At 34.0% G+C, this 13,140-nt stretch carries 11 protein-coding genes; 7 read left to right on the forward strand and 4 right to left on the reverse strand.

From position 1 onward, the window contains the following. The first annotated feature begins 112 nt into the window (after window positions 1-112). The 6 genes from hppD (at window position 113) to BWZ20_RS10320 (ending at window position 9,016) form a co-directional block, all read left to right on the forward strand. A complete protein-coding gene (gene hppD, locus BWZ20_RS10295) occupies window positions 113-1,273 on the forward strand; it encodes a 4-hydroxyphenylpyruvate dioxygenase (protein WP_076619705.1) in 1,161 nt (386 codons plus the stop codon). Window positions 1,274-1,564: 291 nt separating this feature from the next. Further along, window positions 1,565-2,359 (forward strand): DUF3108 domain-containing protein, encoded by a 795-nt coding sequence (locus tag BWZ20_RS10300; RefSeq protein WP_076619707.1) that lies wholly within the window; start codon window positions 1,565-1,567, stop codon window positions 2,357-2,359. Between the two features lie 3 nt (window positions 2,360-2,362). Then, the gene (locus tag BWZ20_RS10305) at window positions 2,363-3,295 is read left to right on the forward strand and encodes a tryptophan 2,3-dioxygenase family protein (RefSeq protein ID WP_076619709.1); all 933 of its coding nucleotides are present in this window, start codon (window positions 2,363-2,365) and stop codon (window positions 3,293-3,295) included. Window positions 3,296-3,305: 10 nt separating this feature from the next. Continuing rightward, the gene (locus BWZ20_RS10310) at window positions 3,306-4,622 is read left to right on the forward strand and encodes a M23 family metallopeptidase (RefSeq protein ID WP_076619710.1); all 1,317 of its coding nucleotides are present in this window, start codon (window positions 3,306-3,308) and stop codon (window positions 4,620-4,622) included. Beyond that, entirely contained in the window at window positions 4,622-6,271 is a 1,650-nt protein-coding gene (gene pgi, locus BWZ20_RS10315) for a glucose-6-phosphate isomerase (protein WP_076619712.1), read from the forward strand. Before BWZ20_RS10310 ends, pgi begins: the two co-directional genes overlap by 1 nt. 159 nt (window positions 6,272-6,430) lie before the next feature. Beyond that, window positions 6,431-9,016, forward strand: coding sequence for a TonB-dependent receptor (locus BWZ20_RS10320; protein ID WP_076619714.1), 2,586 nt, complete (start codon window positions 6,431-6,433; stop codon window positions 9,014-9,016). A gap of 65 nt (window positions 9,017-9,081) precedes the next feature. Here the strand turns inward: BWZ20_RS10320 and gldD are convergent, their stop codons facing one another. The 4 genes from gldD to mutY all read right to left on the reverse strand — a co-directional run bounded on the left by gldD (window position 9,082) and on the right by mutY (window position 12,557). Then, on the reverse strand, window positions 9,082-9,654 hold the full coding sequence (gene gldD, locus BWZ20_RS10325; protein WP_076619716.1) for a gliding motility lipoprotein GldD: 573 nt from the start codon (window positions 9,652-9,654) through the stop codon (window positions 9,082-9,084). Beyond that, the gene (locus BWZ20_RS10330; RefSeq protein ID WP_076619719.1) at window positions 9,651-10,973 is read right to left on the reverse strand and encodes a gliding motility-associated protein GldE; all 1,323 of its coding nucleotides are present in this window, start codon (window positions 10,971-10,973) and stop codon (window positions 9,651-9,653) included. Before BWZ20_RS10330 ends, gldD begins: the two co-directional genes overlap by 4 nt. 16 nt (window positions 10,974-10,989) lie before the next feature. Continuing rightward, window positions 10,990-11,433, reverse strand: coding sequence for a single-stranded DNA-binding protein (locus BWZ20_RS10335; RefSeq protein ID WP_076619723.1), 444 nt, complete (start codon window positions 11,431-11,433; stop codon window positions 10,990-10,992). A gap of 74 nt (window positions 11,434-11,507) precedes the next feature. Then, window positions 11,508-12,557, reverse strand: a complete 1,050-nt coding sequence (gene mutY, locus BWZ20_RS10340; RefSeq protein WP_076619725.1) for an A/G-specific adenine glycosylase — start codon at window positions 12,555-12,557, stop codon at window positions 11,508-11,510. 133 nt (window positions 12,558-12,690) lie between these two features. Between mutY and BWZ20_RS10345 the strand changes: the two genes are divergently transcribed. Beyond that, window positions 12,691-12,981, forward strand: coding sequence for an HU family DNA-binding protein (locus BWZ20_RS10345; RefSeq protein WP_076619727.1), 291 nt, complete (start codon window positions 12,691-12,693; stop codon window positions 12,979-12,981). The last annotated feature ends 159 nt before the right edge of the window (window positions 12,982-13,140 follow it).

Consider the following 13,140-nt stretch of genomic DNA (forward strand, 5'->3'; position numbering starts at 1 on the left):
AAGCAACTGATAATGAAAAGTAAAGCAAAGCAAGAATAATTTTTAACAAACTCTTCAGCCCAACAGAGAGAGTTCTTCCCCTTTGGGGAAGTTAGAAGGGGCTTCTTAAATTATGTCAAAAGAAATAAAAACAGTCAACTACGGATTAGAAAAAATATTTGAAGGAGCACAAGATTTCCTTCCGTTATTAGGAACAGACTATGTAGAATTCTATGTAGGTAATGCTAAACAAGCAGCGCATTTTTATAAAACTGCATTTGGCTTTCAGTCATATGCTTACAAGGGTTTAGAAACAGGAAGTAAAGACACTGTATCTTACGTTTTAAAACAAGACAAAATTAGATTGGTGCTAACTACTCCGTTAAATTCAAAACACCCAATTAACGATCATATCGTAAAACATGGAGATGGAGTAAAGGTTATAGCGCTCTGGGTAGAAGATGCCCGTAAATCTTACGAAGAAACCACAAAACGTGGTGCAAAATCTTACATGGAGCCAACAGTAGAAACTGATGAGTTCGGAGAGGTCGTAAGAGCGGGAATTTACACCTACGGAGAAACAGTACATATGTTTGTAGAGCGCAAAAACTATAACGGAGTTTTTATGCCTAAGTTCGAAAAATGGGAATCCGATTACAATCCCAAGCCTGTAGGTCTTAAATATGTGGATCATATGGTAGGCAATGTAGGTTGGGGAGAAATGAATACTTGGGTAAAATGGTACGAGGATGTTATGGGTTTTGTCAACTTTTTATCCTTTGATGATAAGCAAATTCATACCGAATACTCAGCATTAATGAGTAAAGTGATGAGTAATGGCAATGGCAGAATAAAATTCCCTATTAACGAGCCAGCTGAAGGCAAAAAACGTTCTCAGATAGAAGAATACTTAGACTTTTATGAAGGTCCAGGAGTACAACACATAGCTGTTGCCACGGACGATATCATTACAACAGTATCAGAAATGCGCAAAAGGGGAGTAGAGTTTTTGTCAATTCCACCAGAAGCGTATTATAGAGCTGTACCAGGCAGATTAGAAGAGTTTAGCCACGAATTACGAGAAGATATTGAAATTTTAAAATCTCTCGGAATTATGATAGATGCTGATGAGGAAGGCTATTTACTTCAAATTTTTACTAAACCAGTTGAAGACAGACCAACCTTGTTCTTCGAAATCATTCAACGTATGGGAGCTCGTGGTTTTGGTGCAGGTAACTTTAAGGCCTTATTTGAATCTATAGAAAGAGAACAGGCAAAAAGGGGAACACTATAAAAAAACAAAGCGCGTTTAGATCACTACTTCTAAACGCGCTAATAAAAAACCAACTCTTAAATTCATAACACAAAAAATAAATACTTCTAAATTTAATGTGTTGTGGTTTGCTCTGTCTTAGTATCGGTAATCATTAAAAATGTGAGCATCAAATCGAAGAAATAATAAATTAACCTTAGGGTTTTGCTTGTATTACAGGGTTTTAATAGATTTGGAACAGTAATTGTAATTAAGATAATTGTAACATAAAAATTACGTTACATTATTTAAATTTACAAACTAATACAGTCTATGAAGTACATACTTGCAATTTTAGTTTTTTTGGTTGGTCTTAAAGCACCCAGTACAGAACGAGATCCTGCATTTCAGTCAGGAGAATGGTTTAAGTTTAGGATGAGCTATAGCGGTTGGTTTAAGGCTGGTGAAGCAACTTTAAAAGTTGATGAAAAAAAACTTAACGGCAAAGCTGTCTATCACGTCGTTGGCAAAGGTAAAACTACAGGAGCTGTTAACCTATTTTTTAAAGTGAGAGACCGCTACGAAAGTTACTTCGATAAAGAAACTGGTGTGCCTTACAAGTTCATTAGAAAGATTGATGAGGGCGGACATACAAAAGATATAGAAATTGAGTTTAATCATGAAGAGCAAAAAGCGATTGTCAACAATAAAAAGCACAAAAAAATTAAGACTATTGCCACTGAGAAAGATGTCCAAGACATGGTGTCTATGTATTACCACCTAAGAAATAGTATAAATATAGACGACCTAGAAGTTGGCGATGAAATAAAAACCAATATGTTTTTTGATGAAGAAAACTATGGTTTTAAACTAAAATATTTAGGCAGAGAAACCATTGAAGTAGATATTAATAACTCTGATGTAAAAGTAAAGTCCTTAAAGTTTAGACCATATGTTATGGCAGGACGTGTGTTTAAAGAAGAAGAAAGTTTAACATTGTGGGTAAGTGCAGATAAGAATAAAATCCCACTAAAAATAAAGGCAGATTTAGCAGTAGGTTCGCTACGTGCCGATTTAGAAGAATTTAGAGGGTTAAAACATTCCTTCCCGATAGTTTTTGATAATTAATTTATGTCAGACCAACCAAATTACAATGAAATTTTAAAACAACTTCAAGAGAAGTATGTTAAAATAGACCAAGATACAGATGACCATTTATACGGCTTGTTATACAGCAAGCCCATTACATATTGGGATTATATACAAACAGATGCGTTGTTAAACCTTCAGATACAGCGCACCACCCTTCCAGATGAAATGGTGTTTATTGCCTATCATCAAATAAACGAGCTTATTTTTAAAATGATACTTTGGGAAATTTCTCAAGTAGCTGAAAAAGAGAATCTCGATGTCGTGTTTTTTGAAAACAAAATAATGCGTATCAGTCGTTATTTCGATATGCTTACCACGTCTTTCAATATTATGAGAGAGGGTATGGAAGTAGAGCAATACATGAAGTTTAGGTATACACTAACACCAGCTAGTGGTTTTCAAAGTGCTCAATATCGACTTATTGAGTTTGCGTCTACTGAACTGATAAATTTAATAGACTATAGATTTAGAGCAAATATCGATAGAAACACACCTTACACCCATGCCTTTGAGCATTTGTACTGGCAAGCCGCAGGAAAAGATCATAATACAGGTAAAAAATCTACACTTTTAGTTAATTTTGAAAAGCGTTATAAAGACGAGTTTCTAAGATTTATGGAACAGTATAACACCAAAAATCTTTGGACGCGCTTTAAAGAATTACCAGAAGAAGATCAAAAAGACGAAGACTTAGTAAAAGCTATGCGTCATTATGACTATACGGTTAATGTAACTTGGGTAATGGCACATTACAATGCAGCAAGACACTATATAGAAAGTGGCATAGGTGACGGTGAAGCAACTGGAGGAAGTGACTGGAAAAAATACATGCACCCTAGATATCAAAGGCGTATTTTCTTTCCAGATTTGTGGTCAGATGAAGAATTAGAAAATTGGGGAAATAATATATAATTAGCAATTAATGCGTTTAAAGGGATTAATAGTATTTACCGTCTTTACGGTATTTTTTACTACATGTAAAGATGATAACTCAGCAGAAAATTATGAAAAAGAAATCGCTGAAAAGAAACAAGAAGAAAAAATCTTTGAATTTGGTTTCGATTTAAAAAAGTTTGAATTTAAAAGAGATACCGTAAGAAAAGGCGATACTTTTGGTGTTATTTTAGAACGAAATAATATCGGTTATCCAGAGATTTTTCAAATAGCTGAAAAAGCAAAAGATACTTTTGATATTGCTACAAAACTTCAGGTTGGCAAACCCTACACTTTATTATACGATAAGGATAATGTTAATGATAGTATTCAAAAGCCTACCACCTTTATCTATCAACAGAATTTAGAAGACTATGTTGTTATAGATTTTAAAGATTCCATTCAAGCCTATACACGTACAAAACCTATTACCTATGTAGAAAAGACTGCTACAGGTGTTATAGAAAACAATATTTCAGAAACATTAGAGCATAAAGGTTTAAGCCAAGTACTAGCCTATAAAATGGCAGATGATATCTATGCTTGGACTATAGATTTTAGACGCCTCCAGCCAGGTGACAGATTTAAAGTAATCTATACAGACAAGTATATAAATGATACCATTTATGCAGGTGTGCATAACGTTAAGGCTGCGTATTTTGAGCACAATGGAGACTCTTTGTATGCGTTTCAGTTTAAAACAGATTCCATTAAAAACATTGTAGATTATTTTAATGAAGATGCAAAAAACTTAAGACGTGCCTTTTTAAAAATGCCAGTAAAGTTTGGAAGGCTTTCGTCTCGTTATAATCTAAAAAGAAGAATTGCTTATTATGGTTACAAAGTAAGACCACACAAAGGTACAGATTTTGCAGCACCTGTAGGTACACCTATTATGGCAACCGCTAATGGTACTGTTGTAGAGTCTACAAGACGTGGCGGAAATGGTAAATATGTAAAAATTAGACATAATGCCACGTATTCTACACAATATTTACACATGAAAGCCCAAAAGGTAAAAAAGGGACAATATGTTAAACAAGGCGATATTATTGGTTGGGTTGGAATGACTGGTAACACTGGTGGTCCGCATGTTTGCTACCGTTTTTGGAAAAACGGAAAACAAGTAGACCCGTTTAAAGAAAAATTACCAGAAGCAGAACCAATTTCAGATAGTTTAAAAACGAAATATCTGCAATACATTGCACCTCTAAAAGAAAGGTTAGACAATATTTTCTTTTTGGAAACAGCACCTAATAATACTGAAAGCACAATAACTGAAGATAATATTACAGACATACAATAATGGCACTCAAATCTATAAACCCAACAACTACGACATCTTGGAAGACATTACAAACGCATTTTGAAAGTATTAAGTCTACACATCTAAAAGAGCTTTTCAGGTCCAATCCTAATAGAGCTGATGAGTTTACTATAAATTGGGATGATTTTTATGTAGATTTTTCAAAAAATAGAATCACTAAAGAAACGCTTGATATTCTGGTTGACTTAGCTAATGAATTAGACTTAAAAGATGCTATTTCAAGATATTTTGAAGGAGATGTTATAAATGCTACAGAAGAAAGAGCAGTGCTACATACAGCATTAAGGGCTAAAGAAAACGCAGAAGTTTTTGTTGATGGAAAAAACGTTATACCAGAAGTTTATGAGGTTAAACGAAAGGTTAAAACGTTTACAGAAGCCGTGGTAAACGGAATTCATAAAGGATACACCGATAAAAACATCACAGATATTGTTAACATAGGTATTGGTGGTTCTGATCTTGGGCCAGCAATGGTTGTAGATTCACTTCAATATTATAAAAATCACTTAAATACACATTTCGTAAGCAATGTAGATGGAGATCATCATAAGGAAGTGATAAAAAATTTAAATCCAGAAACCACACTTTTTGTTATTGTGTCTAAAACCTTTACAACACAAGAAACCTTGTCTAATGCTGAGTCTATTAGAGCTTGGTTTTTAGAATCTTTACCAGTAGAGGCCATTTCAAAACATTTTGTAGCTGTTTCTACCAATATAGATAGTGTTAAGGCTTTTGGTATAGATCAAAACAATATCTTCCCTATGAAAGATTGGGTTGGTGGTCGTTTTTCACTATGGAGCGCTGTAGGTCTATCCATAAGTCTTGCACTTGGATATAATAATTTTGAAAGTCTCTTAAAAGGTGCTCAAAAGATGGATGAGCATTTTAAAACTACCGAATTTCATAAAAACATTCCTGTAGTATCTGCATTATTAACGGTATGGTATAACAACTTTTTTAACGCAGAAAGTGAAGCAATCATTCCTTATACACAGTATCTTAATCAGTTTGCAACCTATCTACAGCAAGGTATTATGGAGAGTAACGGAAAGTATGTAGATAGAGCAGGCGATATTGTAAATTATCAAACAGGCACTATAATTTGGGGAGAACCTGGTACAAATTCACAACACGCCTTTTTTCAATTAATACATCAAGGAACAAAGCTGATACCAGCAGATTTTATTGGTTTTATAGAATCTCTCCACGAAAATAAAGACCATCACAATAAGTTAATGTCTAATTACTTTGCCCAAACAGAAGCCTTAATGAACGGAAAATCTAGAGCAGAAGTGTTAGCAGAATTGAATGGATTAAACCTATCTGAAGAAAAAAAGCAAAAACTATTACCATTCAAAATTTTTGAAGGGAATAGACCAACAACTTCAATATTAATTAAAAAATTAACACCAGAAAGTTTAGGTAAGCTCATTGCCATGTATGAGCATAAAATCTTTGTACAAGGTATTATTTGGAATATCTATAGCTATGACCAATTTGGTGTTGAACTAGGAAAACAACTAGCCAAAACTATCCTTAAAGAATTAACGGTTAGTGCTAACGCTTCACATCACGACTCCTCGACTCAAAATTTGATTGAATTTTATAAAAAGAACCGCAAATAATTGTTAAAAAAATTACAATAAATTAATTATGCATGCATATAAATTGAAGCATGCATAATTAACGATAAGGTGTTAAATTTCTTAACATTTAGGTAATATTATAACCATTGATATATGTAATTTTGCGCCACAATTAGAAACCAATTAACTTAAATTTACATGAAAAAATTTAATCAATTTTTATTTGCAACTGTAATAATGCTCTTCACTACAGCGGCATTTGCACAAGTTACTATTACTGGTATGGTAGTAGATGGCGAGACGAGTTCACCATTACCTGGCGCCAACGTATTGGTAAAAGGCACAACAAATGGTGCAACAACAGATTTTGATGGTAATTTCTCTCTTACTGCACAATCTAATTCTGGAGAGATAGTAATTTCTTACGTAGGCTTTGGTTCAAAGACTATTAAATTTAGTGGAGACACCAATGTAGGTACAGTATCTTTATACCCTGATAACTCACTAGACGAAGTTATTGTTGTGGGATCTGGTGTTATCGATTTAGCAGAAGACAGAAAAACTCCTGTAGCTGTATCTACTATAAGAAAAACAGAAATACAAGAAAGAGCGGTTGGTAATGTTGAAGTGCCAGAGATTCTTAAAAATACACCATCTGCGTATGTTTCTAACCAAACAGGTTTTGGTGACGGAGAAATCTTTTTACGTGGTTTTGATCAAACTAATACCGCTGTACTTTTAAACGGTCAGCCTGTAAACGGTATGGAAGATGGACGTGTATATTGGTCTAACTGGGCAGGTATAGCAGATGTTGCAAATGGCGTTCAAGTACAGAGAGGTCTAGGTGCTTCAAAATTAGCTATTTCATCAGTTGGTGGTACAATTAACCTTATTATGAAGTCTTCTGAAAAATCTCAAGGAGGTTTTGTGAGATTTTTAGGAGGTAATGATAGTTACGTTAAAACAACAGCAGGCTATGACTCTGGTATCAATGATAAAGGATGGTCTTTTTCTGTATTATTAGACCACTGGCAAGCACACAGAAAGTGGGCTAGAGGAACGTATGGACAGGGTCAGACGTATTTCTTTTCAGTAGGTTATAAGCCTAATGAACAACACAATCTAAATCTATTACTAACAGGTGCTCCTCAATTACATGGACAAAGATGGTCACAGAGTCAAGAAATTATCGATGCTGACCCAAAATTTAACCAACATTGGGGTTACACAGAAGATGGTATAGAATCTGAAAGACAAAACTATTACCACAAGCCAGTATTAAACCTTAACTGGGACTGGAATATATCTGAAAAATCAGATTTATCAACTGTATTGTACGCATCATGGGGACGAGGTGGCGGAACAGGCCCTAGAGGTAACGGAAGAATCCGTACCGCTGATCCAGATGGTGACGGACCATTGTACGGCCAAATAGACTATGATGCAATCACTGCTCAAAACCAACAAATAGGTATAGGTGGCGATTATGGTGGACCTTTAGGTGCTGGTTACATTAGAAGATCTTCTGTAAACAATCACCAGTGGTACGGGTTAGTATCTAACTTCTCTACCGATCTTACTGAGCAAATTAATTTTAATGCTGGTGTTGACTTTAGATTTTACAGAGGTGATCATTTTAGACAAGTAGCAGATTTTTATGGTTTAACAGGTTGGTCTAACGATAGACCTGATGGCGCCATAGTAACAGAATCTTTTGATCCTACACCGTGGGCTGCACTTTTTGATTTTGCAGACGAAGGACAAAGAATTGACTATGATTATTCTGAGAATATAAATTATCAAGGTGTTTTTTCTCAGATAGAATATGCTAATGAAAAATTCTCAGCATTCTTTCAAGGTGCATTATCTAACCAATCTTATGTTAGAGAAGGGCGTTTCGAAGATCCAGGTGAGTCTGATAAACTAAATAAAATTGGATATAACTTAAAAGCTGGCCTTAGTTATAATATTGGTGAACAAAGCACTATTTTTGGAAATTTTGGTTTTTACTCTAGACAACCGTTCTTAGATAATATCTTTGAGAACATAAGAAGATCTAACGCAATTGTAGATAATCCTGAAGTTGATAACGAAGAAATTACTGGTATAGAATTAGGTTATGTTTTTGAAGTTGAAAACTTTAAAGCCATATTTAACTTCTACTACACAGACTGGGATAATAGAACCATATTAGGTTCAGATCAACTAGATAACGGAACACCAGATGACGATTCTGATGATATTTTTCTTAATATTTTTGATAGAGGTGTAAGACAAGTACATAAGGGTGTTGAGCTAGACTTACAGTACAGGTTAACGGACAAAATTAATCTAACAGGTTATGTGTCTTCTGGCAGTTGGGAGTTTGAAGGTGAGTCTAATGTGTCAATTTATAACTCAGATACGGGTGAATTACTAGGCACTGCAGATGGTGTTAATAGAGAAGGTGTAAAAATTTCTACGGCACCTCAGTTTACCGCAGGGTTTGGTGTTAGAGCTGAAATTATCAATGACTTAGATTTTTACGGCAATATTAACTACTATGACAGGCATTGGTTAAATGATGGAAACTCAGTTCAGACTGAAAATGTAGGAAGAATAGATCCTTTTTCTTTAACTGATATTGGTTTAACCTATAATTTTATGTTAGGTGCAAATAGATTAACTCTAACAGGTAACGTATTTAATTTATTCGACAATATCACCATTCAGAACTCTGATCGATTCGGATTGATCAATACCAATGGAAGAACATTTAATGCCAGCGTGCGTTATAGCTTCTAATAAGATAGTCTTATAATAAAAAAAGCAGCCAGTTGGCTGCTTTTTTTATTACTAAAATCTTCAGTTTAATTTTCTTTCCACTTTATGGACTCCATTAAACGTTTAATATCTTTTTTAAGATATTCTGATGCTGGATAAATAGAATCGTAATTAGGTTTGGCATAAAAGTATAGAGAACCACTAAGAAAGTGTTTTGTGCTATCTGTAACGTAAAATTGAGATTGCGAAGCAGCATCACCACCAACTTCATAAATCATACCGTAGACGCTATTTTCGGGCTTTAAAAATTCTTGTTGATATATTTCATCAGCTTTCATGGTGTGCTTTTGTGTAAGATTTTGAGCATCCCGTAGTAGGCTGTCTAGATTAACGTTGTTTACCTGTTTATAGCTTAGGTAGATAGTGGCTTTTAGAGAAGGATATTTGACATCTAACCCTTTTGCGTTTCCCGAATTTTTCTCATTAGAAGTAGTTGCTAGCAAAGCGTTTTTCTCAAAGGTAAATGGTAGGGATGAAGTTACTTTTTTGTATTTAGCATCAGGATATTCTAATCGTAAATATCCTTTGGGCTTTGGTAATGGATCGTGACCACAACCTAGCATAAAAACACTTAGTATAGGTAATATTATACGTTTCATCTATTGGTGTTAAGCAGGGTGAGTTTTATCTGTTTTATACGTTTACGTTCTAGTGCTTCTATAGTAAAAACGTAATTTTTGAAGTTTATTTTATTTCCAACTCTAGGAAAGCCACCAGATATTTCTAATACAAAACCTGCGAGGGTCTCAGCTTCACCCTTTCTACTATCAAAAACCGCTATTTCGGTTTCATCTAAAGCAATGATTTTATAAACATCCTTAAGAGGTGTCTTGCCTTCAAAACTATAGTTGTTGTCGTCTAATTTTGTATACACCAAATCTTCATCATCATATTCATCGCTAATATCGCCAACAATTTCTTCAATAATATCTTCTAGAGACACCAAACCAGATGTACCACCATATTCATCTACTACAACGGCAAGGTGTACTTTTTTAGTTTGAAACTCTACCATTAAATCATCTAGTTTTTTATTCTCTGGGACAAAGAAAGGTGCTCTTAGTAATGTCGTCCAATCAAATTTTTTCTTATTAAGGTGCGGCAATAGATCTTTTACATATAGCACACCTTTAACATGGTCTATACTTTCTTCATAAACAGGAATCCTAGAGTAGCCATTATCTACAATATCTTTTATAATGGTTTCAAAAGGCGTACTAATATTTAGTGCAAACAAGTCCATACGAGGACGCATTACTTGTTTGGTGTCTGTGTTGCCAAAAGAAACAATACCTTGCAGTAGTTTTTGCTCCTCTTGTGTGGTATCTTGGTCATTGGTGAGTTCTAAGGCTTGTGATAATTGGTCTACACTAAGATTAGAGCGTTGTTTACCAAAGCGCTCCTGTATTTTGAGTGTAGTGTACCGCATAGGAAGACTAATTGGTGAAAAAACAACATCGAGCACCTTTAAAGGTCTTGCCATAAAGGAGGCAAACTTAACACTGTTTCTGCTTGCGTATATTTTAGGAATAATTTCACCAAATAACAAAATAAGAAACGTGGCAGTTACAACTTCTAATAAAAACCTTAAGATCTGGTTAGCAATATTTTTAAAGAGTGCTTCTCCTATGTATGCAAATAATAACACAATGGCTATGTTAATAAAGTTATTGGCCACCAAAATAGTAGCAAGTAACTTTTTGGGTCGCTCTAGTAAAGAGGCAATAATTTGTATTGCCGAAGAGTTTTCTTCGATACCTTTATCTATATTAGACTTGGTTAAAGAAAAAAGCGCAACTTCGGCTCCCGAAATGAGGGCAGAACATGCTAATAATATAAAAAGTAAAATAATACTAGTTATAAATGTTGTGTTGGTAACTAATAAATTTGAAAGTAAAACCGAGGGTTCTGGGTCCAAAATAAAATTAATTTAATTAAAACGGTAAATCGTCATCCTCTTCTGTTGCAGCATTATTTTGGGCAGATTGTTGAGGTTGAGACGGTTGCTTATCGGCAGGTGATTGTCCTTGTTGCTGTTCACTTTTATTTGTTAAGAAAGTAAAATCTGTACATTGTATTTCTGTAGAGTAGCGCTCCATACCCTTATCATCAGTCCATTTTCTAGTTTTAATACGTCCTTCAATATACACTTTGTCTCCTTTTGTAAGGTACTTTTCACAAATTTCAGCAGCCTTATTTCTAACTACAATATTATGCCACTCGGTATTTGTTACGCGCTCGTTAGTTGTTTTGTTCGTATAAGTTTCGTTAGTGGCTAAAGGAAAACGGCCAACGCAGTTTTTATCATCGAAATAATGCATTTTTACCTCATCTCCTAAATGCCCAATTAGCATTACCTTGTTCAATGTTCCCGACATAATAATAGTGATTTAGCTTACAAAGTTACTTAATTTGTAGTCGCTTACTTAAAAATAAGAAAAAAATGTAATTCTTACATCTCCTCAAAATTAAAAGTATCAATAAAATCTCCAATTAGTACAGGTACAGGATAACGTTTTATATCCTTAATTGAAATAGCATTTTTTAATAACTCTTCTGTTTCAATAATCCAGAATTTTGTGTAAAGATGTTGGTGCGATAATTTATGAACTTTATCCTCTAAACTATATAGGGTGTAATCAAACTTTAGATTGTGTAAAAAAGAATCCTTTATGTTGAGCAAATGAAATTCATCAGACGATAAACTCTTGTTAGATTCTATCAGTGGAAATTGATATAAATTCTGCCATATACCTTTTGAAATTCTTTTCTCTAAAAGTGTGTTTTTACCTTTATCAATACATACAAGGAAGTTAAAAAATCTATTTTTTACTTTGGTTTTCTTCAATTTAACCGGTAAAGAATCAATTATGTTTTTCTGAAGAGCTACGCAGCTATCATTTAGAGGGCAAACCATACAATATGGATTTTTGGGTTTACATTGTGTGGCGCCAAACTCCATAATGGCTTGGTTAAACGTAGCTGGTTGTTCTTTATCAATAAGAGAAGAGGCTAGCGCTTTAAATTCTTTAATACCGTTGGTTGAGTTTATAGGAGTTTCAACTCCAAAGTAGCGCGATAAAACTCTGTAGACATTGCCGTCTACAACGGCAGCAATTTCATTAAAGGCTATAGAGGCTATGGCACTAGCCGTGTAATCACCAACACCTTTAAGTTTTAGTAAGTCTTTGTAATTATCAGGGAATTTGCCATGAAGCTTAAAGGCCACATATTTGGCTGTTGTATGGAGGTTTCTTGCCCTAGAATAATAACCTAGGCCTTGCCATAATTTTAAAACCTCTTCTTCAGAGGCATTTGCCAGATCAAAAACAGTAGGATATTGCTTAATAAAAGCATTATAATATGGTAATCCTTGCTTAACCTGCGTTTGCTGTAAAATAATTTCAGATAGCCAAATGTAATAAGGGTTTTTGGTGTTTCTCCAAGGTAAATCTCTTTTATTGTTTGAATACCAATTAGTTAATGTGTTTTTAAAATCCATAGAAATTTTAAATTCTAAAGCAAAATTAAATCTTTATTGCGTTAAATTTTAATTAATTACGTTTGAAATATTGAAATTAAATTACCTATATTTGCATCCCTTAAGATTTATAGTAACCCTAAAACTAATAACAATGACAAAAGCCGATTTAGTAGCTAAAATATCTGATAAGTTAGGCATGGAGAAAGGCGATGTGCAAGCTACGGTAGAAACTTTTATGGAAGAAGTAAAATCATCTCTAGAGAGTGGTGATAACGTATATTTAAGAGGTTTCGGAAGTTTTATAATTAAAACAAGAGCTGAAAAAACAGGTCGTAACATTTCAAAAAATACGACTATTAAAATACCAGCGCACAACATACCAGCTTTTAAGCCAGCTAAAGTATTTTTAGAAGGTGTAAAATCTAATGTTGAAGTTAACTAAAAACATTAAAAAAAATATTAATTTAAAAAAGCATTATTCATTATGCCAAGTGGTAAAAAAAGAAAAAGACACAAGGTAGCGACGCATAAGCGTAAAAAACGTAGACGCGCTAATCGTCACAAAAAGAAATAAGCTGAAAAAAGTAGTTTTTAACTACTT

This window comes from Winogradskyella sp. J14-2 (assembly GCF_001971725.1).
GTDB lineage: Bacteria > Bacteroidota > Bacteroidia > Flavobacteriales > Flavobacteriaceae > Winogradskyella.